Source organism: Baekduia sp. (genome assembly GCF_035996765.1).
GTDB lineage: Bacteria > Actinomycetota > Thermoleophilia > Solirubrobacterales > Solirubrobacteraceae > Baekduia.
Map to the genome: position 1 here is coordinate 81141 of NZ_DASYJG010000041.1, position 26447 is coordinate 107587.

Genomic DNA, 26447 nt, shown 5'->3' on the forward strand with positions numbered 1-26447 from the left:
GGCGTCGCGGCTCAGACGGCCTCGGCCGGCTGCTCTGGGCGCTTGAGCAGCAACACCTTGAGCTCCTGGGGCGCGACCGCACGCAGTCCCAGCAGCAGCGCCGGATACAGGAGCGCCGAGGCGAGCGCGAGCACGACCAGCCCGCCACCCATCGCGTCCAGCGCCAGCAGCACAACGAGCAGGACCGCGGCCGCGGCCACCACGCGCGGCAGTCGGCCGACCGAGACCATGCGCAGCCCGCCCAGCTCCTTGACCACGAAGTACCCGCCGGTGCCGACGACGACCACCTCGGTCGCCAGCGTCATCCACGCGGCGGCCAAGAACCCGTACTTGGGCACGAGGATGAGGTTGCCGATCACGTTGACCACCAGGCCGGCGATGCCGACGATGATCTGGCGGTGCGCGAGGCCCAGCACCAGCAGCAGGTTGCCGGTGAGGTACCCGTAGCAGATGAAGACGAACGCGCCGCCGAGGATCGGCAGCGCCGGCGCGGCCGGGACGAACTCCTCGCCAAAGAACAGCCGCATCAGCGGCTCGGCGGCGACCGAGGCGAACGCCAGCGCGCCCAGCGCGCCAATGGCCAGGAACTCCGCCGCGAGCGTCACGATGCGCAGCATTCGTGCACGATCGGTGACGTAAAGCGTCGTGATGATCGGCGCCAGCGTCGTCAGCACCGAGATCGGGATGAAGTGCGCCTGCTCGAGCACGCGGTAGACCGCGCCGTAGTAGCCGGCGGCCTGCGAGCCGGCCTTCTCGAAGACGATGATCTGGTCGACGCGCGCGTAGGCGTTGACCAGCAGCCCGGCGACGCCGAGCGGCGCGCCGACGCGCAGCAGCCGGATGATCGCCGCACGCGACGGCCGCAGGCGAAAGCGCAGGAGCTTGAAGGCCGCGAAGGCCTGCATCATCGCCGTCGCGGTCGTGACCAAGGTCATCGACAGCGCCAGGGCGACCAGTCCCCCGCCGCTGAGGTAGATGACGAGCACACACGCGCCCCACAGGACGCTGTTGAGCGTCAGCACGATCATCGGCAGCGTGTTGTGCACGCGGAGCTGATGCACGACGGCCAGCGACGAGCCCACGCCGAACGGGAACTCGACGAGCAGGATGATCCCCGCGATGAACATCGTGTGCCCCTGGGAGATCAGCGTCAGCGCGCCGAGCCCCACGACCATCACCGGCAACGTCAGCGCCAGGCGCGTGACGACCAGCGCGCCGACCCAGTCCTCGGCGTGGCGCGGGTCGGCCGCCGCCTCGCGCACCGCCACCTGCTCCAGCCCCAGGCTGGTGAAGAAGCCGACGAGCTGGAAGGTCGTCAGGATCGTCATCCACTGGCCGTAGCCGCTGTCGCCAAGCGTGCGGACGACCAGCGCGGTGACGACGATCCCGAGCGCGAGGTTCAGCACGCGCGTCATGACCTGGACGAAGACGTCGCGGAACGCACGCTCGCGCGAGGGCGTCAGCGGCAAGGCCTCCAGCGGCTCGGCAGCCGGCATGTCGGTCATGTGCGTGCGAGCTGCTCAGCGAGGAACGTGTCGAGCGCCCGGTGCACGGCCGGCTGCATGCGAACGACCTGCAGCGTGTGCGCGTCGGCCGGCCCCGGGAGCGGGCGGACGGCGACGTTGGGCCAGCGCGCCAGGCGCGCGAGGTGGCCGCTGCGCGCCAGCTCCTCCTGCAGCGGCTCGCCGTCGGTGAAACGCAGGCTGACCGCGGTGCCCTGGTCGCGCAGCGTGTCGAGCGCGAGATCGAGCGGATCGCCGCCACCGCTCTTGGCCCGCAGCCGGTCGACGAGCAGTTGCGGCGCCCGCGCGACCATCACGGCGATCGCGCGCAGCATCCGCTGCACACGCGCCCACGTCAGCTTGCCGGCAAGCACGTCGCGCCAGACCTCGCGACCGCTGAGACGGCGCAGGTGGCGGACCTCGGCGGCGCTGCCTCGCGTCTCGTCGAAGAGCAGCATCCGCGTGTTGAGCAGCTCCAGCGCGACGATCCGCGGATCCTGACGGGCACGCGCGAAGGCCCAGTAGGCGCCGGAGCACATGCCGATCAGCAGGAAGCGCGGCGCCAGCCCGTAGCCGGGCAGCGCGTCGAGCGCGATCTCGACCTGTGCCACGAGCGCGTCGTCGTAGAGCGCGTACTCGCCGTTCCACGGCGTGGCGGGGCCGCCGCCCTCGCCGATGCCGATCAGGTCCAGGCGCACTGACGGCACGCCTCGGGCGGCCCAGCGGCGCGCGGCCTCGACCCACATGCGGTTGGCGCCGATGCGGCGCTCGGCGCCGACGTTGAGGAAGACGACGGTCAGCGGCGCGAGCTCGCCCGTCGGCGCCGGCGTGGCGACGATCCCGAAGAGGGCGCCGCCGTGGCCCGGGGCGTCGATGGCGATCGGCGCCTCGTGCACGGTGGCGCCGTCAACGGTCAGCGTGGCGGTCTCGGTGGCGGCCGGCACGGTGACGGCGCTCGCATCCGTTGCGCCACCAGGCGTCGCGTCCCGGGTCTGCGCCAGCCACTCCCTGACGATCGCAAACGTCTCCTCGGGCGCCAGCGAGCGATGTGGCTCGTCCATCAGCTCCGTGTAACCCGGCCCGTCGGCGGCGGCCACGGCCACACCAGCCTCGGTCAGCGCCCGCTGCAGCTTGGCGTCGACGCTGATGCCCTCGCGGCCGAGCAGCAGCACATGGCGGCGCTGGGCATCCGGCCACGGCGCCGCGGCCAAGTCCAGGCCCTGCAGCCAGGCGACGGTCTCGGGGCTGAGGAGGAAGCCGCCGCTCTCCAGCGAGCCGTCGGGCAGCGGCGGCATCGTCTCGTCCCACGCGAACGTGTCGGCCTCGGTGATGCCCAGCCGCGCGAAGGCGCGCAGCTCGCGGACGAGCGCCTTGCCGCGCGACGGCGCGCCCCACAGGACGAGGTCGTCGATGTCGGCGCCCTCGACCACGGCCTGGCCGGCGACGAGCCCCCCGAGCCCCAGACCAATCGCAACAACTTGCCGCGCAGCGGTCTCAGCGCGCAGCCACGTCGCCGCGGCGGCCACGGCCTGCGGCCAGGACGGCGCGCGACCGGGGTCGCGCGGGCCGCCGCCGCTGTCCCCCGCACCCGGCAGGTCGATCCGCAACGACGCGACGCCCTGGGCCGACAGCGCCAGCGCCCACATCCGCAGGCCGCGGTAAGCGCAGACGTCGTCGTAGCCGAAGGGCGGCAGGAACAGCACGGCGGCGTCGGCGTCGGCGACGTCGTGAAAGACGCCGAAGACCGGCTCGCCCACGGCGTCGGCGTGCAGGTACAGCGGCCGTGGCGCGGGAACGGATCCCGGCACGGGAACGGGAACGGGACCGGTCACGGGCACTGTCACTCTGCCACACCCATCGGCCCGCTCCGATCGCGCTTCAGCGCCGACGGACGCTTGGTGGAGCGTCGCTCAGCGGCGCCGCGTGACGCTGCCGGTCCAGGTGCCCGACAGCCGGACCCGCAGCTGCGACGTGCCGATGACGGCCGGCAGCACGAGGCGATAGGCGCCAAACCGGTCAGTTCGCAGCGTGGCGCGATAGGCGAGCCGACCCGCGCGCCAGACGCGCAGCGTGAACAGCTCGGTCTGGGACGCCGTGCCCTTGACCGTGACGCGGCCGCGGCGCGCGGTCAGCGGCGCCATCTTCGGCTTGGCCACGCGGACCTTCTTGCCGGCAAAGATGTTGCGCACGGCGGCGAAGGCCGGCTTGGGAAGCCCCAAGGCGGTGAGCAATCCGAACTGGTACGCGTCAGACTGGTCGTTGATCATGTAGACGAACGCCGCCTTGACCCAGCTCACGCTGGCGACCTTGCGCAGGGTGTCGGTGAGGTTCTGCGCCTGGCCCTTGCGGGTGTTGCAGGCGTGGTCGATCTTGAACGCCGGGCCACCCTTGGCGTAGCAGCTGGTAAAGCCGAACTCGGTCAGCCACAGCGGCTTGCGATCGCCGTTGCGCTTCTGCACGGCGCGCGTGGTCGTCAGCGACGAGAGCGGCAGATCGTAGAAGTGCACGGCGAGGCCGTCGTAGCTGCCCTTCAACCCGGCGTCGTACAGCGCCTGCAGCCACTTGCCGTTGCCGCCGACGAACGAGCCGGCGAGCACCGGGACGCGCGGGGCGACCTGCTTGAGCGCCGGGTAGACGGCCTTGGCCAAAGCGACGTAGCCACGGACCTTGTTCGGGCCGGCCCAATAGATCTCGTTGACCTGGTCGGGCTCGTTCCAGACCTCGAAGGCAGCGAGGTTGGCGGCGTACCGCGCGACGAGGAAGGTCGAGAGGTCGACGTAGCCCGCCGGATTGGCCGGGGGGTAACGCGTGACCTCGAAAACGTTGGGGTCGGCGCCGGCGCACGAGCCACGGTCGGGCGACGAGGAAGCCCAGCACGGCGTCGAGTCGATCATCAGCTCGGTCTTCATCCCGCGCGCGGCGGCGCCGTTGACGACGCGGTCGACCGCGGCCAGCTCGCTCGCGTCACGGACGCCCGCGGCGGTCGGCTCCAGCTTGGACCACAGCACCTCCACGCGGATGACCTTGGCGTTGGCCTTCTTGGCCGCGTCGAGCGCGGTGTCGACCTGCGCCTGGGAGGCGGCCGCGTAGGCGGGGACGCCCTGCAGCCCATAGAGCGGCTTGGCGCCCGCCGCGGTCGCGAAGGCCGCGACCAGGGCAACGCAAAGCGCGGCGATTACGGGCAGGCGGAAGCGGAGGGCGAAGCGTGGGGAGACGTCGAGCACGCGCCCAGTGTGACACGAGTTTTTGGGAAGTCGATCAGCGATCGTCCCCGCCCAGGTTGTCTGCGGTCACCACGTCCATCAGTTCGCGCGCAACGTATCGCCGTTGACCGCGTGCGCCTTGAGCGGCTTCCTCCAGCAATCCGGCATCGGCGAGCTGGCGCAGGAGCCGAAGCGCGGTCGGTCGTGCGACGCCGAGGCGGGCTTCGACGAGTCGGGTCGTCACGATCGGGTTCTCGCACATGAGGTCGACGAGTTGCAGGGCGTTGACGCTGCCGAGCTCTGTCGCTTGCCTGCGGTAGCGCTCGCGGAGCTCGACGATCTTCTCGGCTCGCCTCACGGCGTCGATGGATTGTGACCGCACGGCCTCGAGGAAGAGCTCGATCCAGGGCAGGGCGTCGCCCTCGGTACGGGTCGCGCGAAGCGCGGCGTAGTAGCGCTCGCGCTGGTGCTCGATGCCGGCGCTGAGATAGAGCAACGGTGCCGTCAGCCGGCCACGGACGATGAGGAACAGAACCAGCATCAGGCGTCCGAGCCGACCGTTGCCGTCGAGGAACGGGTGGATGGTCTCGAACTGGACGTGCAGCAGCGCGTCCTGGACGAGCAGCGGCATATCCGGTTCCTCGTTGGCGAAGCGCTCCCAATCAGCCAGCGCCTCGGCGAGCGCGTCGGGTGGGGGCGGTACGAAGCTCGCGTTCTGCAGTGTCGAGCCCGGGGGGCCGATCCAGTTCTGCGTCGTCCGGAACTCCCCAGGGCGGCGCTCGGCGCCGCGCACGCCGCTCAGCAGCCGCCGGTGTGTCTCGAGCAACATGCGGTTGCTCAACGGCAGTCGCGGCGCCTCGGTGACCGCCCACTCCATCGCGTCGACATAGGCAAGGACCTCCTCGACGTCCGCGTTCGGCTGCTCGCCAGCGGCGCCGAGCTCGAAGATCTCGGCGAGCGACGCCTGCGTCCCCTCGATCATCGTCGAGGCCACAGCCTCACGAAGGAGGTACGGCCGGATCAGCAGGTGCGGGTTGGGCAGGACCTGGCCGACCCCCGCAAGTCGGCCAAGAGCCGCTTCGGCGTCCGCAAGCAGAGGCACGAGCCGGGCAGGGAGCTCGAAGGACCGTGGCAGCGGCGCCGGGAAGTACGCGATATAGGCGTGCGGTCCGATGGTCTGTCGCGCCTCACCGAACGTGGTGCAGGGGAAGTCAGCGGATTCCACGAGCACGCAACCTACATGACTCTAACGAAATCCGCAATATGCGTTAGAGACGCTGCAGGACTGAAACGTGCGTGTTCGAGTCAGCGATCGCCGGCTTGCCGGCGCAACTCGGCCAACATCAGCTTGGAATGCATGGCGCCCAGCAGCTCGCGCAGGGGCTCGGTGCCCGAGGCGATGATGTCGGCCGCGCGGTCGGGCTCGACCTCGCCGGCGAGGCGCCCGAGCATCGTCGCGATCTCCTCCTCGACCAGCGGCTGCAAGGCCTCGCGGTAGCGCAGCGTGTCGTAGACCGTGAAGCCCAGGGTCTCGTCGTAACCCCCGGCTCGGAAGCGCACCATCGCCTCGATGATCGCCACGTCGTCGGCGTCGTAGCCGCGGCCGTTGGGCGTCAGCACGCCGATCTCGACGAGGCGGTCCAGGACGACCTTGGGCAAGTCATAGCGCTTGCGGATCTCGGCTGAGCTCACGCGCGCCGACTCGCGCCGCTCCAGCGCGCGCTCGATGATCTTGTCCTCCAACTCGACCAGCGCCAGCGCGCGGTCGGGGTCTTCGTCGAGCATGCCCTTGATGACCTTCAGGGGCATGAAGCGGTCTTCCTGCAGGCGCTTGATGAGCGTGATGCGCTCGACGTAGGCCGGCGGGTAGTAGGCCATGTTGCGCGAGGTGCGCACCACGCCTTCGCCCTCGCCGTCGAGCAGCCCCTCGCGCAGGTAGTGCTTGATCGTGCCGGCCGACACGCCGCTGCGCTGGGCCAGCTCGCTCATCTTCAGCAGGCCGTCGTCGTTCATGACGCCAGGAAGGGACTGGCGGTCACGCTCGACCCGGCGGCGCTAGCGACGGCACCGTCGGCCAGGAGTTGGGCGATCTCCTCTTCAGAGAAGCCGGACTCGCGCAGCACCTGCTCGGTGTGCTCGCCGAGCGACGGGCCCCCGCTGCGGACCCGGCCGGGCGTACGCGAGAGCTTGACCGGCATCCCCAGCCCCTTGACCATGCCGGCGCCCGGCTGCTCGAACGCGATCACCATCTCCCGCGCGCGAACGAGCTCGGACTCCAGCGCCTCTTCGACCTCGAGGACGGGCTCCAGGCAGCAGTCGTGCTGCTGGGCGAAGTCCGCCCACTCGGCGCGGGTGCGGCCGGCGAAGATCGCCTCGACCTCGGCGTGCGCTGCGCTGCCGGGCTGCTCGAACTGATGCTCGAGCAAGTCCTCGCGGTCGACTCCATGGCAGAAGGCGGCAAAGAACTTCGGCTCCAGCGCGCCGAGCGTGACCCAGCCGTCGGCGCACTGGTACGGGCGGTAGCAGAGCAGCGAGCCGCTGAGCATCTCCGCACCGCGGCGCGGCTGCTCGCCGGCGGCGAAGACGCGCGCGGCGACCATCGCCAGCCACGAGAGCGCGCCGTCGAACATCGAGACGTCGACGAGCTGGCCCTCGCCGCTGCGGTCGCGCTCGCGCAGCGCGGCGAGGATGCCGAACGCGCCCATCAGCGCGCCGCCGCCGAGGTCGGCGATCTGCGCACCGGCCTGGGTCGGCGGGCCGTCGGCATCGCCGCTGAGCGCCAGGACGCCGTTGAGGCCCAAGTAGTTCATGTCGTGGCCCGAGCGCTGGACGTTGGGCCCCGTGAGGCCGTAGCCGGTGATGGCGCAGTAGACCAGGCGCGGGTTCTCCTGCTTGAGGCGCTCGTAGCCGACGCCGAGGCGGTCGAGCACGCCTGGGCGAAAGGACTCGAGGAGGACGTCGGCGTCGCGGGCCAGCTTGAGCAGCACGTCGCGGCCGGCCTCGCTCTTGAGGTCGATCCGGACCGAGCGCTTGCCGCGATTGAGCGACAGGAACAGCGCGCTCTTGGCCGTCTCCTCGGCGCCCTCGAACGCGGGCGGCGACCAGCGGATGTAGTCGCCCATGCCGGTGTCCTCGACCTTGATGACGTCGGCGCCGAAGTCGGCGAGCAGCAGCGAGCAGAAGCCGCCGGGCAACAGGCGGGAGAGGTCGAGGACCTTGAGGCCCTCGAACGGCAGTCCGCTCATGCGGCTGCTCCGGCGCGAGCCTTCAGCCCGAGCAGCGCCCGCGCCTCCTCGACCGTCGCCGGCCGGCGCCCCGCGTCGATCGTCATCTCCCGCGCCTTGGCAATCAGGTCGCCGTTGGAGCGCGCCATCTCCCCGTCGGGCAGATAGAGGTTGTCTTCGAGGCCAACACGGATCGAGCCGCCGAGCGAGAGCGCCGCGGCGAGCATCGTCCACTGCACACGCGAGATGCCAATCACGCCCCAGTGATGTTGATCCCCACCCCCCACCGGGCCCTCCGGCAAGTTGTCGGCCATCGCGGCAAGGTTGCGCGCGGTCGGGCGGATGCCGCCGGTGACGCCCATCACGAAGTCGGCGTGCAGCGGCGCGTGCAACACCCCCATGTCGATCAAGGGCCACAGCGAGCCGACGTGGCCGAGGTCGAAGCACTCGTGCTCAGGCTTGATCCCGAGCTCGTTCATGGCCTTCAACAGCTCGATGATCTCGTCGAACGGGTTGGGGAAGACCGTGGAGAAGACGAAGTCCTTGCGCCGCGACGAGTACTTGGCGTAGTTCATGGACCCCATGTTGAGCGCGGCCACCTCGGGCGGACAGGCGCGCAGGTACGCGATGCGCTTCTCGACCGAGACGCCGATCGTGCCGGTGGAGAAGTTCAGGATCGCGGCGTCGCCGACCTCAGCCCGGATCGCATCGTGGATCGCGGTGAAGTCCTCGATCTCATAGCTCGGCGTCCCGTCAGGCTTGCGCGCGTGGATGTGGATGTGCACGCCACCCTCGTCGACGACCCGCCGCGCCTCGGCGGCGTACTCTTGCGGCGTGTAGGGGATCGCCGGGCACTGGTCGCGGTTGGCCAGCGCGCCGGAGATGGCGCAGGTGATGACGACGGGGTGCTCGAGACTCAAGGCTCGCTCGCTCCAAGGTGGAAAGTGGGACGTGCCACTTCCCACTCTTTCGCACTTCGGCGGTCGGTGCAAGCTGTCTTGCCGCTGTACCTCCCGGCACACACGTGTACGTGCTGAAGGCACGACTTGCCTGGTAGTCGTCGGCGACCATGCGCGGACGTTGCGGCGGCGTTCCGTCCGCTACCACTGCCACGATCCTGCCGTCGTTGTGACGTTGAAGCTCTGCGTTGAGCCGCTCGGTGGGCACCGGGCGGCTCTTCGTGTCTGTCCTGTCCGGTGAGCGGACTAGACTCGCCGCCGCTTCAATGTCCATCCGCCGGGTTGCCCATCCGGCTCGATCAACGACACGTCATGACTCCACCTGCTGCGGCTGGAGGTCAGCCGCCCGAACATCCCAAACGCGTCGCCAATCCCAACGGCCAGCGACCGCGTGCGCCGAAGAAGGACTACGACAAGCTCGTCAAAGCGGCCTGGGACGCCAAGTGGTGGTGCGAGCGCCGCAGCGACGGCTACATCGTGTGTCACCCACCGCCGGGACATCCGCATCCGCCGGGGCCAGACTTCGTGCTCGTGCCTTGCACGCCGAGCAAGCAGGGCACACTCAACCGCGTCACGCGGAACTTCCGCAAGCGCGGCCTGAAGGTCTAGTTCAGGCGCACGCGAGAGCGGGCTCGGGATCTGCCCGCTGCACATGCTGATCGCTGCTGACAACGCTGATCGGGCACTCGCGCTCGATCACCGAGACAACCGCGGCGATCACGGCATGCAGTTCGGTCAGGCTAGCGGCGACGACGTCCAGCCCGATCACGACGGTCGGCGGCGAGAGCACCCCGCTCACGTCCACCCCTGCGATCTCGTCGCCGGTGTGGTTGTCGATGGCGTCGTTCATCTGCATCGCCAACTCAACGAGCGTGTCCTCGTCGAGATGGTCCTCCAGAACCATGCGCAGCGCGACGTCGAACGTCTCAGGGTGTGCCTGATCGCCGCGTGCGCGCTGGTGTGGGAGGGAAGCCATGCCTGTCTTAGGTTGTCGTCCCCCGCGCATAAGCCTTGCGCGGTTGTGGACGGTCGTCGTAGCCCTGGGGGTCGCGGTTGGCCGACGGACTCGTGGGAAAGTGTACCCAGCAGGCAGGGGTAGCCGTCAAGGCAACCCCAAATGCAGATGACCCTGCTCGCGAGCTGGCGCCGGTCGCGATTCCGTTGCGGGGTCTGACCCCCGCAACGGAAGTGCGGCGGCCTATGCCGTGATCGTGTCGGCGTAGGCGTCGAAGACGCGGTTCAGCGCTTCGGTGGCGTGGCGGTTGGCGTGGATCTCGGACATGACGATGGCGTTGGCGTCGTTGTCGGCGCCGATGTTGTCGAGGAGGTCGAGGTTGGTGTCGAGCAGGTCGCAGCGGCGGCGGTGCAGCTGTTGGACGTGACCGGGGGTCAGCGCGACCTCGACGCTTTCGCGCTGCGGGACGGTGTCGGGGTCCCAGCCCAATGCGTCGATGACGGCCGTCGCATCGCGGAAGATGTCGGCCAGCACCAACTGCTTGGCGGGGACGTAGTCGATGAAGTCCTCGAAGGGCTCGTGGTTGAACATGAAGACCTTCTTGGCCTCGATGCGCAACACGTCGGCCGTCGACGGATCGACGCTGATACGGCAGGCGGAGCTACCCTGATGGGCACTCATGGAGCTTCACTCTCCTTGGGTCATGCCCCCGGGCCGTTCTCGCGGTCGCGGGGGTTTGATGTTGATTATGTCGCTGCGGGATTCTACCGGAGGGGGCGGCGGAAGCCGCGGTCGCTGCTCAGCGCCGCGAGGCGAGGAAGAAGTAGATGAGCTGTGAGAGCGACGCGACGAGGGCGGCGACGTAGGTCAGCGCGGCGGCGCTCAGCACCGACTTCGCGCCGTCGAGCTCGTCAGCCTCCAGCAGACGGCCATCCTGCAGCGCGACCAGCGCGCGCTTGGAGGCATCGAACTCGACCGGCAGCGTGATCAGCTGGAAGAGCACGATCGCTGTGAAGAGCGCGAGGCCGACGTTGGTCAGGCCCGTCGCCCCGATCAGCAGGCCGATGAAGATGATGGGGATCGCGAACGACGAGCCGATCGACGCGACCGGCACGAAGGACTGACGCACGCGCATCGGGAAGTAGTTGCGCGCATCCTGGACGGCGTGGCCGGCCTCGTGGGCGGCAACGCCCAGCGCGGCGACCGATGAGGCCTGGCCCACGTCGGGGCTCAGGTTCAGCATGCGGTTGCGCGGGTCGTAGTGGTCGGTCAGCCGGCCCTCGACCTCCCTGATCTCGACACCGGTCAGGCCCGAGGAGCGGATCACCTCGGCCGCCGCCTGCGCACCGGTCATCCCGGAGCGCACGGGCACCTTGCTGTACTGCTCGAACGTGGTCTTGACCTTGCGCTGCGCCCACAGGCCGAGGCCCAGGGGCACGATCATGGTCAGCAGCCACACCATCGTCAGCGATGACATGGCGTCATGGTAATGACACTGCCTTAGGGCTCCCTAAGCGTCTATACCGGCACAACCCCATTGCGCTTCCACGGGCGGGCCACCCGCTTGCCCTCCGCCATCTCCAGCCCGCGGCAGATGACCGGGCGCGTCTCCCGCGGATCGATGACGTCGTCGATCATCGCGTTGCGTGCCGGGATGTAGGGGTCGATGATCTTCTTGTAGGCGTCGATCAGCTCCTGCTTCTTGGCGGCCGGGTCGTCGGCCGCCTCGACCTGCTTGCGGAAGACGATCTCCACGGCGCCCTCGGCCCCCATGACGCTGATCTCGGCGCTCGGCCACGCGACGATCAGATCAGGCTCATAGGCCCGGCCGTTCATCACGTAGTAGCCCGCGCCGTAGCCCTTGCGGATGACGACGGTGATCTTCGGCACGGTCGCGTTGGCGACCGCGTAGAGCATCTTGGCGCCGTGGCGGATGATGCCGCCGGCCTCGACCTTGGACCCCACCATGAAACCGGGCACGTCCATCAGGAAGACGAGCGGGATGCCGAAGGCGTTGCAGAGGTTGACGAAGCGGGCGGCCTTGTCGGCCGAGTCGTTGTCGAGGATGCCGCCGAGCTGCTTGGGCTGGTTGGCGACGATGCCCGCCGGCCGGCCGCCGAAGCGCGCGAAGCCCGTGATGATGGTCTTGGCGAACTGGGGCTTCATGTCGAAGAACTCGCCATCGTCGGTGATCCGCCGGATCACCTCGTACATGTCATAGGGCTTGCGGTTGGACTCCGGCAGGACGTCGAGCAAGTCCTCGTCCATGCGGTCGATCGGATCGGAATCGGGCCCACCCACCCTGATCGGCGGCGCCTGCTCGTTGTGGGAGGGCAAGAACGACAAGTAGGCCTTGATCTTGGCGATGCACTCCTGGTCGTCGGCGACCTCGAGGTCACCGACGCCCGACTTGCGGCAGTGCACGCGCGAGCCGCCGAGTTCCTCCTGGGTGACGTCCTCGCCCACCGCGGCGCGCACCAGATGCGGGCCGGCCAGCGCCATCGAGCCGCGCCCCTTGACCATCGGGACGAAGTCGGCCAGCCCCGGGATGTACGCGGTGCCCGCGGCGCACGGCCCCATCAGCGCGGCGACCTGCGGGATGACGCCGCTGGCCACGACCTCTTCGCGGAACAGGTGGCCGGAGCCGGCGAAGAGCGACCCGACCGCCTCCTGGATCCGGGCGCCGGCGGAGTCCAGCAGCCAGACCATCGGCATCCGCTTGGACAGCGCGAGCTCGCGCAGCCGCGCGACCTTGATCTCCCCCGTCATGCCCATCGACCCGGCCATGACGGTGAAGTCATAGGCCGCGATCGCGACCAGCCGGCAGTCGACCTTGCCGTAGCCGGTGACGACACCATCGGCCGGCGCGTTCTTGTCCTCCAACCCGCGCACCGAGAAGTGGATGCCGCCATGCAGCCCCAGCTCGCAGAACGTCCCCTCGTCCACCAACAGCGCGATCCGCTCCCGCGCCGTCAGCTTGTCGGCAGCGTGCTGGCGCGCGATCCGCTCCTCCCCACCACCGAGCAGCGCAGCAGCACGCCGCTCCAGCAGATCATCGACAAGTGGGCGCAGCAGCGAGGTCGGGGCGTTCGTGGTGTCCGTCATGAGAAGTAGGAAGTCCTACTTCCCACTTCGGGATCCGTCAAGCAGACTCAGCGCGGAAGGCGACGGAAGTAGGCGACCTTTCGGGACGAGCTTTCGAACCGCGGCTGGTAGTAGAGGTCCGCCGCGATCTCAATCAACTTGGTCGCATGATCCGGCGTGACCGCCTGCAGAGGCCCAGATGCACCGAAGTCCCCTAACTGCAGGCCCGCGTCTGGCAACGCAGCACGCACACCCGCGGCCGTAACGTTAGGAAGGACCCCGCTCCTCACGAGCTTCTCAACTCTACGCCCGACGTTGGCGTTGTGAGAAATCACAGCTTGGATCGCGTCAAGCGTCGGATTTGTGACTCGCGCGGCGAGCGCAGCGCCAAAACTCGCTGTCGTTCGATCTGCCCGCGCCTTGATCGCGTCAGCGTCTACGAACAAGCGCTCGACTGCGCCTGGGTTGAGAACGTGGACGGTGTCGTCCACAACGATCAGATCCGCCGTACGATCGAACGCAAGAAGGGGCTCCGTCACAGGCTGGAGTTGCGTCCCAACAAGGGATGCGAAGAACTTATTGCTGGTGAGCCCCCAGGTCGGACTCTTTGCCCGAACCACGATGATGTCCATGTTTTCAATGGGGACCCGAATCGCGTAGAAACCCCAGCGGCCGTGCCTAATCCCCTCCTCGTCAAGTACGTCCGGCAGGCCGGGGTTTCTTAGTTCGTCGACGACGCGTTCCAGACTCCATGGCGCTTGAGCCTGGTACCAATCGTCAAACCCCCTCAGCGGGGCCGTAAGAATCTCTCCATCCTCCGCGCGATCATCGGGATTGAAATCAATCTCGGTGAGGCCTTCAATCTGCCTGACCGCATCGTCAACGACGTCCTCAAGTCCCTCGCGGCCCGCCCTGGTCACGTCGACGTGACCGAACGCCGCCTGACCAACCGTTTCAGGACGACGTGCCAGCAGCAGTTCAACCGGACTTGGTGGCATTTTTGCTCCCATTCTCTGACTCATCATCGAGCACACGTATGACACCAGCCGCCCGCACAAGGACGACCGGATCACCACGAGAAGGAACCAAACGGACCAGCATTATCGCCAGCCGCCCATCGACCTCAGCCCTCACGACGCGGAGGCCGAGAAGGTAGATCACAGGGTTGACGGAACCGAGATCGGCCGCATAGCCGACAATCAAGATGAGTACGGCGCACACCACGTAGGCACCGAGATCTCCAGCGTCTGGGTTGCCCACGGCAACGAGGGGCAAAAGCAACGACGCGACATAGGCGGTCACCTCGCCGTCGATCGGCTCGACCTCACCAAGCACGACCTCCCGAGGCTGCGACCTTGATGGGAACCAACAGAGGAACGCTAGCCACACTGCAATGCCCGCGCCACCGAACGTCACTGCAATCCATCCCCCACGATGAGGCAGTACGCGAAGCCCGACGATGATCGCCACGGGCGCGTATGCGCTTCCGAGCAGGAGCATCCGGCCTAGAAACGGTCCTTGATTGGGAGATGAAGTCGAACTACGCATGGGAACACATGTTCGCATCCCCTCCGGCTAGACGTTGCAGCGCACGATGACCCAACGCTAAGCGACCTCGGTCGTCCTCGCGAGCGGCTACGACAACAGCGGCTCCACGACGCTCGCGATCAGCTCGGCCAGCGTCGGGTCGTGGAAGCCGGCGATCTCGCAGCCGAGGAGGTCGCATGCGCCCGCGACCTCGGTCAGCAGCGTGCGCAGGCCGCCGTCGCTGAGGCCGCCAGAGACCGGAAAGGGCGAGGTGATGACGGAGGGATCGAGGACGTCGAGGTCCAGATGGACGAAGACGTCGCGGCCGGCGAGCGCCTCGGCCAGCAGCCCGGGGCGGCTGATGCGCACGACGCCGTTGGTCTCCAACAGCACGCTTTCGGCGCCGTCGAGATCGCGCAGGCCGCAGGTGACGACGGCGGTCGGGTCGACCGCCGGCAGGTCAAAGCCGCCGGCCCAGAGCCCGCAGGCCGCCGCGAGGCACATGCCGCCGAGGTAGCCGGAGACCGTCGTGTCGGGCGTGTTGAAGTCGGCGTGAGCATCCAGCCACAGCACCGTGGCGCCCGGGTGGTGGCGGATGACCGTCGGCAGCGTCGTCATGCTGACCGAGCAGTCGGGCGCGACGAGGACCGGGTAGCGGCCGTCGCTCAGCGCGTCGTCGACCTGCCCGCCGGCCTCCAGCAAGCAGCCGCGCGAGCCGCGCAGGTCTTCCTCCCAGCCGACGACCTTCATCGGGCTCGGGCGGCCGATCAGCCGCACATCCACCGCGCAGCGCTCGGCCAGCTCGCGGGCGAGCGCCTCGGTCCCGGCGGCTGCTCCCTCGACGCGCTCCGAGGAGCGGCACAGCATCCCGACGACGGCGGGTTCCGGGCTCATCGCCCCTTCCACTCGGGCTCCCGCTTCTCGAAGAACGCCACCGCTTTCGTCATCTGCCCTTCCACTCCGGCGCGCGCTTCTGGAAGAACGCGGCCACGCCCTCCTGGATGTCCTCCGTCGAGAACGCCAACGTGAGGTTGTGGTGCAACAACTCCAACGCGTCGACGAAGGCTAGATCCTGCTGGCGGTACATCGCGTCCTTGCCCAGGCGCATCAACACGGGGGACTTGCTCGCGAGCTTGACCGCCCACTCCTGCACCGCCGCCTCGAAGTCGTCTGGCGCGACCACCTTGTTGACGATCCCGATCCGCTCGGCCTCGGCCGCATCGATGCGCTCGCCGAGCAGCAGCAGCTCGTTGGTCTTCTTGCGCCCGACGTTGCGGTAGATCAGCGCCATGATCATGAACGGGAACACGCCGACGTTGATCTCCGGCGTCCCGAAGGTCACGCCATCGCGCGCGACGATCAGGTCGCAGGCCAGCGCGAGGCCGAGGCCGCCGGCCAGCACATGCCCGTTGGCCGCGCAGATCGATGGCTTGCCCAGCTCGCCGATCAGCTGAAAGAGCGCCGGGAAGCGGTTGGTGCCGAAGTGCTTGTGAATGAGCGGCACGCCCTCGGCGAATCCCGCGAGGTTGCCACCGCTGCTGAACACTTTCTCGTGGGTGGAGGTCAGCACCACGCAGCGGACCGCATCGTCGTCGCGGGCCGCCGTGAAGGCTGCCAGTAGGTCGTCCAGCACCTGATCGGACAACGCGTTGCGCGTCTCGGGATGGTCGAGGGCGATCGTCGCGACTCCTGTGTCGGCAACGTCGTAACGGACGGTCTCGTAGGCCATGAGATCTGCAAGCAAAGCATGGAGTCGGCCTGCGGGGCATCCGGAAGCCCTCTGTGCCACCTCGGCAACACGAGCGTCTACGCGCCACATAGAACGCCTGAGCGGCTACCGAACAGTATGAGGCTGAGCCAATCCGGAAGAGTGCCTTCCCACGCCGTGATCCGCTACGGCATCATTGGGGGAGGGACACCATGACCGACGCGACATCCGACGCCCGACTGCGGTCCGACGCACGCCGAAATCGGCGCACCGTGCTCGCCGCGGCCGTAGCGCTCCTGGCGCAGCGCCCCCAGGCGACGATGCAGGAGGTCGCCGACGCCTCCGGGCTCGGCCGGACAACGGTGTACCGCCACTTCCCGCGGCGTCAGGATCTGATCGACGCGCTCTTCGCCGAGGTCATCCGCGACGCCGCCGAAACGATCGAGGAAGCGCTGCGCTCCGCACACTCGGCGCGGGAGCTGCTCTGTGAGCTCGGCCCGCGCTTCATCGCGATCGGCGATCGCTACCGCTTCATCGACGCGCACCCCGACCTCCGCGTGCGGGCGTTGCACCCGATCGACGCGATCACCACCCCGCTCGAGGCCTATTTCACCGAGGCCCAGGAGCGCGGCGAGCTGCGCGACGACGTGCCCATCATGTGGATCCTCACGACGCTGCGCGGCCTCGGCGTCGTCGCGATGGTCGAGGTCAACGCCGGCCGCATGACCGTCGACGAGGCGGGCCGCCACGTCGGCGAGACCTGCGCCCTGGCCTTCACCGCTCCCTCGACCCGACCTGCCGCCAGCTGAAAGTAGGACGTGCCACTGTTTACTTCTGACGGCGGGGCCGTTACCGTCCAGCCATGGCCACCGCAGAGAACGACGTCCTGAAGCCCGACTTCGGGGCAAGCCGCAAGCACTTCATCTTCACCGACGAGCACGAGCAGCTGCGCGAGTCGATCCGCGCCTTCGCGCAGAAGGAGCTGGCGCCCCACGCCGAGGAGTGGGAGGCGACCACCTTCCCCGACTCCGTCTTCACCCGGATGGGCGAGCTCGGCTTCCTCGGCCTCGACAAGCCCGAGCAGTACGGCGGCCAGGGCGGCGACTACTACACGTCGCTCGTGCTCGCCGAGGAGATCACGCACGCACGCTCCGGCGGTCTGGCCATGGGCGTCGCCGTCCACACCGACATGGCGATGCCGCCGATCCTCGCGTTCGGCACCGAGGAGCAAAAGCAGGAGTGGGTCGTCCCCGCGATCAAGGGCGAGAAGATCCTCTGCCTCGGCATCACCGAGCCCGACGCGGGCTCCGACGTCGCCGGCATCAAGACCCGCGCGGTCCACGACCCCGCGACCGACGAGTACATCATCAACGGGTCCAAGACCTACATCACCAACGGCCACCGCGCCGACGTGATCGTGCTCGTCACCAAGACCGATCCGGACGCAGGCCACGGCGGCATCACGCTCTTCCTCGTCCCGATGGACGCCCCCGGCGTCATCCGCGAGCAGCGCCTCAGCAAGCTCGGCATGCACTCCTCCGACACGGCGCTGCTGGCGTTCCAGGACGTGCGCGTCCCCGCCTCCGCGATCCTCGGCCAGAAGGGCAAGGGCTTCTACCACATCAGCTGGGAGCTCCAGGGCGAGCGGCTGATCGGCGCCGCCGGCTGCGTCGCCGGCGCGCAGCACTGCTTCGACATGACGCTGCAGTTCGCCAAGGAGCGCCAGGCCTTCGGCCGCTCGATCGGCAAGTTCCAGGTCATCCGCCACAAGTTCGCCGAGATGGCCACCAAGATCGAGACGGCCCGGCAGTTGACCTACATGACGGCCTGGCGCTTCAACAACGGCGAGTACCCCGTCCGCGAGATCTCGATGGCCAAGCTGCACGCCGCGCGGATCGCCGTCGAGGTCGCCGACGAGTGCATCCAGATCCACGGCGGCGCGGGCTACATGACCGAGTACGGCGTCGAGCGCGTCTGGCGCGACATGCGCCTCAACCGCATCGGCGCGGGGACCGACGAGATCATGCTCGAGGTCATCGGCCGCTCGTACGGCTTGTAGGCCGAGGTGGCCATCCCAGAGCCGCCGTTCAGCCAAGAGCACGAGGCGCTGCGGGAGTCCGTCCGCCGCTTCGTGCTCGCCGAGTTGCGCCCGCACGCGACCGAGTGGGAAGCAGCGCGCTGGTTCCCGGACTCCGTCTTCGGCGCGTTCGCCCAGCACGGCTTCCTCGGGCTGAAGTACGAGGAGCGCTACGGCGGCCAAGGCGGCGACTACCTCCACGAGGCGGTCCTCGCCGAGGAGCTGGCCCACTGCGGCTCGGGCGGCGTGGCCGCCGGCGTCGGCGCGCACATCAACATCGCCACGCCGCCGATCGCCAAGTTCGGCACCGAAGAGCAGAAGGAGCGCTACCTCGCCCCCGCGATCGCCGGTGAGAAGATCGGCGCGCTGGCGATCACCGAGCCTGATGCGGGCTCCGACGTCGCCGGCATCAAGAGCCACGCCAAGCGCGTCGACGGCGGCTGGGTGATCAACGGCTCGAAGATGTTCATCACCAACGGCGTGCGCGCGCACTTCTGGGTCACCGCGGTCAAGACGACCGGCGAGGGCGGCCACCACGGCCTGAGCTTCTTCATCATCGACCGCCAGGACGGCGTGAGCGCGTCGAAGATCGAGAAGATGGGCTGGCACGCGTCCGACACGGCGTTGATGTCGTTTGACGACGTCTTCGTGCCCGAGGAGAACCTCCTCGGCCGCGAGAACGAGGGCTTCTACCTGATCATGGCCAACTTCCAGTGGGAGCGGTTGGTCATGGCCTTGGGTGCGGTCGGTGCGATGCAGGTCGCCTACGACAAGACGGTGGCCTTCGCCAAGGAGCGCCGCGCGTTCGGCAAGGCGCTGACCGGCCACCAGGTCCTGCGCCACAAGCTGGCCGAGATCGCGACGACCGTCCACGTCTCCCGCGTGGTGACCTACGACGCGCTGCGGCGCTTCGTCAGCACCGAGGGCGACGCGGTCAAGGAGGTCACGATGGCCAAGCTCGCCACCCAGCGCGCGTGCTTTGACGTCATGGACACCTGCCTGCAGATCCACGGCGGCGCGGGCTACATGGAGGAGTACGAGATCGAGCGGATGGCGCGCGACGCGCGCCTGGGGCCGATCGGCGGTGGCACGGACGAGATCATGCGCGAGATCCTGGCCAAGGTGCTGGCGCTCTAAGCAGAGGTCACGAGGAACCGGGCGTATTGGTCCAGAGCGCGTCGCTCTAGTTCCTGGCGCTGGAGAACCGCGCCGCCGGGGTAAGCCTCGGCGCAGTGGCCACCTCCAGCGACCAGCAGCGCGACCGCGGGCTCCAGCCCGGCGAGTGGCAGCTGTTGGCCGTCCTCGGCCTTCCCACCTTCGCCTACGCGCTGGCGACGACGATCGCCACGACCTACCTGCCGGTGCTGGCGCAGGACTTCACGCACTCGAGCACCGTCGTCGGCCTGCTGATCGCGGTGGAAGGCATCATGGCCCTGCTGATCGCGGTGCCCGCCGGCGCGCTCTCTGACCGGCGCACGAGCCGACTGCCGTTCGTGCGCTGGGGCTCACCGGTGCTGGTCGTCGCGCTGGCGGCGATGGGCTTTGCGACGAGCCTGCCGTACGCGCTGGTGGCCGTGGTCGTCTTCTTCGCCGCCTACTTCGTGGCCTACGAGCCCTACCGCGCGCTCTATCCCGACCTCATCGACCCCGAGATCGCGGGGCGTGGCCAGAGCACGCAGGCCCTCTGGCGCGGGCTGGGGACGATCATCGCGATCGCCACCGGCGGCGTCCTGCTGACGCTCGGCAAGCCGGTGCCGTTCCTGGTCGGCGCGGCGCTGACCGCGACGGCGGTCGGCATCTTCCTGGCCCTCCTGCCACGCCGGCGCACCGACACCGACCACGCCGCCGGAAGCTCGACCGGGCTGCGCGAGGACCTGCAGCGGCTGCGCGACCTCGTCGTCCGGCGCCCGGATCTGCGCGCGTTCATGGTGGCCAACGGACTGTGGGAGCTCTCGCTGGGGGCGACCAAGACCTTCATCATCCTGTACCTCACCAAGGGCCTGGGCGTGGGCACGGGGCTCGCGGGCCTCGCGGTGGCAGGGACCGCCGTCTTCATCGCCGCCGCGACGCCGATCAGCGGCCGGCTGGCCGATCGCTTCGGCACCGTGCGCGTCATGCGCGTGTCGCTGCTGATCTACGGCGCCGGCCTGCTCGTGCCCTTCATCGTCAACAACGCGATCGTCGTCGGCGCGGTCACGCCGCTGGTCGGCTTCGGCGGCGGCGTCGTGATGACGCTGCCCTACGCGCTGCTGATCCCGCTGATGAAAGACGACGACCACGGGCTGACGACCGGTCTCTACAGCGTCAGCCGCGGCGTCGGCACGGCCCTCGGGCCGCTCCTGGCCGGCATCGCGATCGGCGTGCTCGACGGACCGTTCTCCGGAACCGACGGCTACCAGGCGATGTGGGGCGTCTGCGCGGCCGCGATCTTGCTCTCCGTCCCGATTTTGGGCCGATTGCGGGACGAAACCTCACAAAATCGCTGAGTGGTTGTGCAATAGCACAAGCGCACACCTTCAAGGTGTGGCGAGCGGACGAGGACGCGGGCCGGGCGGCAGGGGTACGGTCGCGCCGGGTCTAACCAATCGAGGAGTGTCTGCCCAATGAAGCGTTTTTGTCGTATTTCCGCACCGATCCTCGGTGCGCTCCTGCTCGTCTTGTCGCTCACGGCCAGCGCGTTCGCCGCCGACAAGTACGTCGCCCTCGGCGACAGCTACTCGGCCGGCAACGGAGCCAACAGCACCAACCTGGACGCCAACTGCAACCGCAACACCTTCGCCTACCCGTACCTGCTCTCCCAGCAGAAGGGCTACGCCCTGACGTTCGTCGCCTGCGCCGGCGCGGTCACGGGTGACGTCATCAACAGCCAGGTCAACTCGGTGACGTCGGACACGAAGCTCGTGACGATCACGATCGGCGGCAACGACATCGGGTTCACGAACCTGATCATCGCCTGCACGACGCTGGGCTGCTCGTCGCAGATCGCCACGTCGCAGAACCAGATCAACACGCAGCTGCCGGCCAAGCTCGACGCGACCTACAACGCGATCCGCGCCAAGTCGGCCACGGCGCGCGTCGTCGTCCTCGGATACGGCCGGCCGTTCGCCAGCCCGCCACACACCTGCCTGGCGGCCACGGGCGTGTCGTCCTCGGAGGAGACGTCGCTGACGGCGCTCGTCGACAGCCTCAACACCACCATCAAGACGCGGGCGCTCGCCCACGGCTTCGACTACGCCGACGTCAACCCCTACTGGGCCGGCCACGACGTCTGCGCGAGCAACCCGTTCACGAACGGACTGACGATTTTCCACACGGCAGACAGTTACCACCCGACGCGCAACGGCTACGCCAACGGCGACGTGCCGGCCATTCGCGCGATCGTGGGCTAGGTCGCAGGACCGGAAGCGGGCGTGAAAGGAGGGCCAGGAGCCGCGAGGCTTCTGGCCCTTAGCGCCAGCTCGAGCTCCAGCCGCCCTTCGGCAGTGCCCATGCGGTCGCCCAGCAGCTCGCGCAGCTGCGCCACGCGGTAGCGCACGGTCTGCGTGTGCACGTGCAGCTGCTGCGCGGTCGGCCGGACCTCGCCCTGGTGCTCGAGCCACGCGCCCAACGTCTCGACGAGACGCTCGCGCGTCGCGTCCGGTGCCAAGGCCAGCGGGCCGAGGATGTCGTCGACCAGCCCTTGCGCCACCCCGGGGTCGCCGAGCAGGAGGAGATCGACGCGCCGGTCGTCGGCCCAGACCGGGCCGGGCGCGCCGAGCGCCAACGCGAGCGAGCGCTCGGCCAGCCGCGCCGACTCCGCGGCGGCGACCGCCGCGACGGCCGGCCCGACGCCGGCGCGCACGCCCGTCAAGCCCTGCTGCACGGTCGCGCGACGACCGGGACCGTCGGGGTCGCCGACGATCGCCCAGCCCGTGCCATCGACGCGCGCCACTAGCGCGTCGGGCGGCAGCCGTGACGCGACCCGCGCCACGCGCTCGTCGCGAAAGGCCACGACCGCCAGCCGTGCGGGCAGCCGCCAGCCGGCGTCGGCGGCCGCGCCGGCGAGCTCCGGCGCCGAGAGCCCTCGCCCGTCCTGCCGGACGGCGAGCTCGACCAGCCGCCGCCGCGCGTCGACGCGCTCGACCGCTGCCATCGACTGCTCATAGGCGTAGCCCTCGACCGTGGCCGCGCAGAGCTGGTCGATGTAGGCGAAGATCGCGTCGGCCAGCCCGTAGAGCGCACGCGGCTCGATACCCGCGTCGTGGCCGGTGTCGGCCATCCCGCGCCACGCCGCCTGCGCGGCGACCCGGTAGGCGGCCAGGACCGAGCCGACCGAGCGGCCCGCACGCAGCTCGCCGCGGCCGAAGTCGAAGAAGACGTCGTGGCCCGGCAGCCGATCTTCCGCGCCCGACTCCAACCGCTCCAAGAACCCACGGATGCCCTGCTCGACGCCGTCGCGGACATCGAAGCTCCCGCCCCACCATTCCTCGAAGGGCGGCACGGCCTCGACGACGCTTGCGAGAACCTCGTCGGTCAGGCGGCCGATCGTGGGACGCAACACGCCCACGATCGCCGTCCTGACCTCGTGTGACTCCACGACCCAGCTCCTCCTGCAGACCCGGAACGACCGTATCCCAGATGTACGCGCACGTGGGAAGAATGTCGCGCCACTAGGATCGCGCGATGGGAATTCTCGATGACAAGGTGGCCATCGTCACCGGCTCGGCCCGCGGCATCGGCCGGGCCACCGCGGAGCTGCTCAGCGCGCAAGGCGCCAAGGTCGTGATCAACGATCTCGACGGCGACGCCGCCCAGCAGACCGCGTCGGAGATCGGCGGCGAGACCGCCGTCTTCGCCGGAGACCTGACCAAGGGCGACGCGCCGGACAAGCTGGTCCAGACCGCGATCGACAGCTGGGGCAAGCTCGACATCATCGTCAACAACGCCGGTTACACGCTCGACGCACCGATCCACAAGATGAGCGACGACTGGTGGCAGCGGATGCTCGACATCCACGTCACGGTCCCGTTCAAGGTCGTGCGCGCCGCCGCGCCGCACCTGCGCGAGCCGGCCAAGGCGGAGAAGGCCGAGGGCGTCGAGGTCTTCCGCAAAATCGTCAACATCTCCTCGATCTCGGGCACGATGGGCAACGCGGGCCAGGCCAACTACAGCGCGGGCAAGAGCGCGGTGGTCGGTCTGACCAAGACACTGGCCAAGGAGTGGGGCCAGTTCAAGATCAACGTCAACGCGGTGGCCTTCGGCTGGATCGAGACGCGGCTGACGGCCTCCAAGGTCGACGAGAACCAGATGGAGATCGACGGCGAGAAGGTCCAGCTCGGCATCCCCGAGCAGATGCGGGGCATGGCCTCCATGGTGATCCCGCTCGGCCGGCCCGGAACGCCGGAGGAGGCCGCGGGCGGCGTCTTCTTCCTCTGCTCACCGTGGAGCGACTTCGTCCATGGGCAGGTGCTCAACGTCACCGGCGGGCAGTTCACCGGCATGACAAGCTGACATGGACGAACGGCGAACCGGTCTCCGCACTCCTGAAGGCAGAGCCATGAGGACGGTAGGGCGAAGCCCGGTCTCCTGAGATGACCACTCCAGCTCAAGTTCACCTCGTCGGCGAGCAGGATCTCGACGACCTCCTCCCGCTGATGCGGGCTTACTGCGACTTCTACGAGGTGGCGCCGAGCGATGCGGCCCTGCTGGCGCTGAGCAGGGCGCTCATTGCGGATCCGCAGCGCGACGGGATCCAGCTGATCGCCCGCGACGGAAGCGGTAGGGCCGTAGGGTTCGCCACGATCTACTGGACCTGGCAGACGCTGCGGGCGGCGCGCGCGGCGGTGATGAACGACCTCTTCGTCGCCGAGAGCGCACGTGGCGGGGGGGTCGCCGAGGCGCTGATCGCCGCCTGCGCCGACGCGGCACGCGCCCACGGCGCACCGCATCTGCTCTGGCAGACGGCGAAGGACAACCACCGTGCCCAAGCGGTCTACGACCGCGTCGGGGGACGGAAGTCCGAGTGGCTGGACTACGACCTGCCGACCGACCCACCCGGCCCATGAAGGTCATCCGCCCCGGCGCCGCACCTCACGAGGAGCCGCGTGGCGTCGTCGGCGGCCACGAGATCTCGCGCGAGACGGCGGGCAGCGAGCACCTGTTCATGGGGATCTTCCGGCTGCCGGCCGGCGCGCGCTCGCGGCCGCACTTCCACGCCGACTGCGAGAGCGCGTGCTACATGCTCAGCGGCCAGATGCTGATCCGCTGGGGCGACAGGCTCGAGCATGTTGTCGCACTTGAGCGCGGCGACATGTTGTACGTGCCACCGCGCGAGACGCACGTGCTGGAGAACCCGTCGGCGAGCGAGGACGCCGAGTACGTCGTCGCGCGCAACTCGCCGACCGAGGACGCCGTCGAAGTCCCGTGGGCGCCGCGATGAGGCTGCGCGTCCTCGACGGCGAGTACGCGGTCTGTCGACTGGCCGACACCGACGACGCCCCCGCCGTCCCGCCGCGCGGGACGGGCTTCTGGTCGCTCACCGAGGTCGGCGAGGAGCGCTCGCTGGTCTGCCTGGAGGATCTCGCACCGGCGCCAGACCCGGACGGCGGCACGACCGTCGTGCCCGGCTGGCGCATCCTCGAGGTCATCGGCCCGCTCGACCTCGCACTGACCGGCGTCATGGCCGCGCTCTCCGGCCCACTCGCCCGCGCCAACGTCCCGATCTTCCCGATCGCCACGCACGACACCGACTGGATCCTCGTGCCCGGCACCCAGCTCGACGCCGCCCTCGGCGCGCTGCGCCGTGCGGGGCACGACCTAGTCTGAGCCCACAAGCCCCACTTGCAGCCACGACGGTGATGGCCGATACTGTGAGTGAGATGAGCAACGCTGCTGAACTCATGCCACTCATGAACGACGACGAGATCGTCGCGGCAGATGCCGATGAGCTGCGGCGGCTGCACAAGCTCTTCCTGGCGGCAGCACCGACCCTCGCGGTAGCCGGCCGATTTGCCGAGGCCATCGAAAAGGCGCTCGCGACGCAGCGCGAGCTCGTCCTCGTGGTCGACACGAGCGACCGCGCCACCGCCAAGCGCCAAGCGGTCCACGATCGCCTCGAGACGCTGGTCGAGCAGATGACGCCGCCCGTCGACCTCGTATCCGAGGCGGCCGCGGTTCTCAGCCAGCGCAACGGACAGCGCCGCGCCGAGCTGCTGAGCGAGTTCGGCGCACTGACCGGCGAGCAAATCGCCCACGAGCGGTCGCGCGCGCGCAATCGCCACGCGCTCGCCGCCCGCTGGCGCAAGGAAGGCCGGCTCTTCGGCGTGACCTACGAGGGGCAGACCGTCTACCCGGCGTTCCAGTTCGATGACGAAGGCGAGCTGAGGACGGTCGTCGCCGACGTCCTGGAGCGATTGCCGGTCGACCGCATGTCCCCGTGGGAGGTCGCGCTGTGGTGGACGACAAGCAACGGCTGGCTGCGCGGACGGCGACCCCTCGACCTCCTGGACGAGGAAGACGACAGCACGTTGCTGGACGCGGCGCAGCGGTTGGCTGAGCCGTCGCCGCTGTGAGCGAGCGCCCCGACGTCCCCGCTCCCGCGAAGCTCGACCCGCTGCTGGAGGAGGTCCCGGCGGGCACCGAGCTGGTCCGCGTGTACGACCGGCGCTGGGGCCCGCTGGACTTCAACCCGACGTCGAGCTCGGCGCGCTTTCGTCCGATCGACGACCGCCACGGCACCGTCGTCCCGTCAGCCTACGTGGCCTCGGACGTCGAGACGGCCCTGGCCGAAGCCGTGCTTCGCGGCGTGACCGCGCTGCGCGGCGGCGCCGCCCGTCCACGGCTCTACGGGCTCCAGGTCGAACCGCTAGACCTCTGCGTCATCCGGCTCACCCGCACCATCCGGGTCGCCCGTCTCCACGGCGCGGGACTGACGCGCCTGGGCCTCCTCCGCGAGCACGTCATCGACTGCGATGAGGCGGACTACCCGTACACCTCCCGCTGGGCCCAAGCCCTCTGGGGCTCGCGATCACGGCCGCACGGCATCGCCTGGACCTCGCGGCAGAACGACTCCGGCCGCGCGTATGTCCTGTGGGCAGGCCGGGTCAGACCGAGAGCGATCATCGCGCCGCGGCACGCCATCCGGCTCGACCGCGATCCCGGCAGGGATCTCGTTCGGCGGGCGTGCGCCGCGGCGCGCGTGGACTTCGAGGGCTGAGCGCCGCTTCGTGC

General features: G+C 69.1%; 28 protein-coding genes. 12 read left to right on the plus strand and 16 right to left on the minus strand.

Annotation, left to right across the window (positions count from 1 at the left end; genetic code table 11):
• Positions 1-11: 11 nt before the first annotated feature.
• The 7 genes from VGO10_RS09855 to VGO10_RS09885 all read right to left on the minus strand — a co-directional run bounded on the left by VGO10_RS09855 (position 12) and on the right by VGO10_RS09885 (position 8849).
• The gene (locus tag VGO10_RS09855) at positions 12-1505 is read right to left on the minus strand and encodes a flippase (RefSeq protein ID WP_327467713.1); all 1494 of its coding nucleotides are present in this window, start codon (positions 1503-1505) and stop codon (positions 12-14) included.
• On the minus strand, positions 1502-3334 hold the full coding sequence (locus VGO10_RS09860) for a hypothetical protein (protein WP_327467715.1): 1833 nt from the start codon (positions 3332-3334) through the stop codon (positions 1502-1504). Before VGO10_RS09860 ends, VGO10_RS09855 begins: the two co-directional genes overlap by 4 nt.
• Before the next feature lie 78 nt (positions 3335-3412).
• A complete protein-coding gene (locus VGO10_RS09865; RefSeq protein ID WP_327467717.1) occupies positions 3413-4726 on the minus strand; it encodes a cellulase family glycosylhydrolase in 1314 nt (437 codons plus the stop codon).
• Positions 4727-4760: 34 nt separating this feature from the next.
• Positions 4761-5930 carry a Fic family protein gene (locus VGO10_RS09870; protein WP_327467719.1) on the minus strand — a complete coding sequence of 390 codons (1170 nt, stop codon included), beginning with the start codon at positions 5928-5930 and terminating at the stop codon, positions 4761-4763.
• An 80-nt stretch (positions 5931-6010) separates the two neighbouring features.
• Complete coding sequence (locus tag VGO10_RS09875; protein WP_327467721.1) at positions 6011-6718, minus strand: MerR family transcriptional regulator; 708 nt, start codon at positions 6716-6718, stop codon at positions 6011-6013.
• The gene (locus VGO10_RS09880; RefSeq protein WP_327467723.1) at positions 6715-7950 is read right to left on the minus strand and encodes a CaiB/BaiF CoA-transferase family protein; all 1236 of its coding nucleotides are present in this window, start codon (positions 7948-7950) and stop codon (positions 6715-6717) included. Before VGO10_RS09880 ends, VGO10_RS09875 begins: the two co-directional genes overlap by 4 nt.
• Complete coding sequence (locus tag VGO10_RS09885; protein WP_327467725.1) at positions 7947-8849, minus strand: 3-keto-5-aminohexanoate cleavage protein; 903 nt, start codon at positions 8847-8849, stop codon at positions 7947-7949. The genes VGO10_RS09880 and VGO10_RS09885 overlap by 4 nt, the downstream gene beginning before the upstream one ends.
• 351 nt (positions 8850-9200) lie before the next feature.
• Between VGO10_RS09885 and VGO10_RS09890 the strand changes: the two genes are divergently transcribed.
• Positions 9201-9497 (plus strand): hypothetical protein, encoded by a 297-nt coding sequence (locus tag VGO10_RS09890; RefSeq protein ID WP_327467727.1) that lies wholly within the window; start codon positions 9201-9203, stop codon positions 9495-9497.
• A gap of 1 nt (position 9498) precedes the next feature.
• On the opposite strand, the gene VGO10_RS09895 is transcribed toward VGO10_RS09890, so the two are convergent.
• The 8 genes from VGO10_RS09895 to VGO10_RS09930 all read right to left on the minus strand — a co-directional run bounded on the left by VGO10_RS09895 (position 9499) and on the right by VGO10_RS09930 (position 16183).
• Positions 9499-9864, minus strand: a complete 366-nt coding sequence (locus tag VGO10_RS09895; RefSeq protein WP_327467729.1) for a hypothetical protein — start codon at positions 9862-9864, stop codon at positions 9499-9501.
• A gap of 222 nt (positions 9865-10086) precedes the next feature.
• Positions 10087-10524, minus strand: coding sequence for a hypothetical protein (locus tag VGO10_RS09900; RefSeq protein ID WP_327467731.1), 438 nt, complete (start codon positions 10522-10524; stop codon positions 10087-10089).
• Positions 10525-10642: 118 nt separating this feature from the next.
• The gene (locus VGO10_RS09905) at positions 10643-11320 is read right to left on the minus strand and encodes a zinc metallopeptidase (RefSeq protein ID WP_327467733.1); all 678 of its coding nucleotides are present in this window, start codon (positions 11318-11320) and stop codon (positions 10643-10645) included.
• Between the two features lie 41 nt (positions 11321-11361).
• Positions 11362-12948: an acyl-CoA carboxylase subunit beta gene (locus tag VGO10_RS09910; protein WP_327467735.1), complete on the minus strand. Its 1587-nt coding sequence runs from the start codon at positions 12946-12948 to the stop codon at positions 11362-11364.
• Positions 12949-12995: 47 nt separating this feature from the next.
• A complete protein-coding gene (locus VGO10_RS09915) occupies positions 12996-13952 on the minus strand; it encodes a Kiwa anti-phage protein KwaB-like domain-containing protein (RefSeq protein WP_327467736.1) in 957 nt (318 codons plus the stop codon).
• The gene (locus tag VGO10_RS09920) at positions 13906-14397 is read right to left on the minus strand and encodes a hypothetical protein (protein WP_327467738.1); all 492 of its coding nucleotides are present in this window, start codon (positions 14395-14397) and stop codon (positions 13906-13908) included. Before VGO10_RS09920 ends, VGO10_RS09915 begins: the two co-directional genes overlap by 47 nt.
• A gap of 165 nt (positions 14398-14562) precedes the next feature.
• Positions 14563-15348: an arginase family protein gene (locus tag VGO10_RS09925; RefSeq protein ID WP_327467740.1), complete on the minus strand. Its 786-nt coding sequence runs from the start codon at positions 15346-15348 to the stop codon at positions 14563-14565.
• A gap of 49 nt (positions 15349-15397) precedes the next feature.
• On the minus strand, positions 15398-16183 hold the full coding sequence (locus VGO10_RS09930) for an enoyl-CoA hydratase/isomerase family protein (RefSeq protein WP_327467742.1): 786 nt from the start codon (positions 16181-16183) through the stop codon (positions 15398-15400).
• A gap of 191 nt (positions 16184-16374) precedes the next feature.
• Here VGO10_RS09930 and VGO10_RS09935 point away from each other — a divergent pair, with 191 nt between their 5' ends.
• From VGO10_RS09935 to VGO10_RS09955, 5 genes are all read left to right on the plus strand, one after another.
• The gene (locus VGO10_RS09935; RefSeq protein ID WP_327467744.1) at positions 16375-16971 is read left to right on the plus strand and encodes a TetR/AcrR family transcriptional regulator; all 597 of its coding nucleotides are present in this window, start codon (positions 16375-16377) and stop codon (positions 16969-16971) included.
• A 53-nt stretch (positions 16972-17024) separates the two neighbouring features.
• Complete coding sequence (locus tag VGO10_RS09940) at positions 17025-18221, plus strand: acyl-CoA dehydrogenase family protein (protein ID WP_327467746.1); 1197 nt, start codon at positions 17025-17027, stop codon at positions 18219-18221.
• Positions 18222-18227: 6 nt separating this feature from the next.
• Positions 18228-19376: an acyl-CoA dehydrogenase family protein gene (locus VGO10_RS09945; protein ID WP_327467748.1), complete on the plus strand. Its 1149-nt coding sequence runs from the start codon at positions 18228-18230 to the stop codon at positions 19374-19376.
• 95 nt (positions 19377-19471) lie between these two features.
• Positions 19472-20725 carry an MFS transporter gene (locus tag VGO10_RS09950; RefSeq protein WP_327467750.1) on the plus strand — a complete coding sequence of 418 codons (1254 nt, stop codon included), beginning with the start codon at positions 19472-19474 and terminating at the stop codon, positions 20723-20725.
• Positions 20726-20842: 117 nt separating this feature from the next.
• Entirely contained in the window at positions 20843-21628 is a 786-nt protein-coding gene (locus VGO10_RS09955; protein ID WP_327467752.1) for an SGNH/GDSL hydrolase family protein, read from the plus strand.
• Here VGO10_RS09955 and VGO10_RS09960 read toward each other — a convergent pair.
• Positions 21625-22815: a helix-turn-helix domain-containing protein gene (locus tag VGO10_RS09960; RefSeq protein ID WP_327467754.1), complete on the minus strand. Its 1191-nt coding sequence runs from the start codon at positions 22813-22815 to the stop codon at positions 21625-21627. The two genes, VGO10_RS09955 and VGO10_RS09960, sit on opposite strands and share 4 nt — an antisense overlap.
• 86 nt (positions 22816-22901) lie before the next feature.
• On the opposite strand from VGO10_RS09960, the gene VGO10_RS09965 reads away from it, so the two are divergent.
• The 6 genes from VGO10_RS09965 to VGO10_RS09990 all read left to right on the plus strand — a co-directional run bounded on the left by VGO10_RS09965 (position 22902) and on the right by VGO10_RS09990 (position 26433).
• Positions 22902-23729 (plus strand): SDR family NAD(P)-dependent oxidoreductase, encoded by an 828-nt coding sequence (locus tag VGO10_RS09965; RefSeq protein ID WP_327467756.1) that lies wholly within the window; start codon positions 22902-22904, stop codon positions 23727-23729.
• Positions 23730-23809: 80 nt separating this feature from the next.
• The gene (locus VGO10_RS09970) at positions 23810-24283 is read left to right on the plus strand and encodes a GNAT family N-acetyltransferase (protein ID WP_327467758.1); all 474 of its coding nucleotides are present in this window, start codon (positions 23810-23812) and stop codon (positions 24281-24283) included.
• Positions 24280-24657 (plus strand): cupin domain-containing protein, encoded by a 378-nt coding sequence (locus tag VGO10_RS09975; RefSeq protein WP_327467760.1) that lies wholly within the window; start codon positions 24280-24282, stop codon positions 24655-24657. Before VGO10_RS09970 ends, VGO10_RS09975 begins: the two co-directional genes overlap by 4 nt.
• Complete coding sequence (locus VGO10_RS09980) at positions 24654-25043, plus strand: ACT domain-containing protein (protein WP_327467762.1); 390 nt, start codon at positions 24654-24656, stop codon at positions 25041-25043. Before VGO10_RS09975 ends, VGO10_RS09980 begins: the two co-directional genes overlap by 4 nt.
• Before the next feature lie 83 nt (positions 25044-25126).
• Positions 25127-25789 (plus strand): hypothetical protein, encoded by a 663-nt coding sequence (locus VGO10_RS09985; protein ID WP_327467764.1) that lies wholly within the window; start codon positions 25127-25129, stop codon positions 25787-25789.
• On the plus strand, positions 25786-26433 hold the full coding sequence (locus VGO10_RS09990; protein ID WP_327467766.1) for an RES family NAD+ phosphorylase: 648 nt from the start codon (positions 25786-25788) through the stop codon (positions 26431-26433). Before VGO10_RS09985 ends, VGO10_RS09990 begins: the two co-directional genes overlap by 4 nt.
• The last annotated feature ends 14 nt before the right edge of the window (positions 26434-26447 follow it).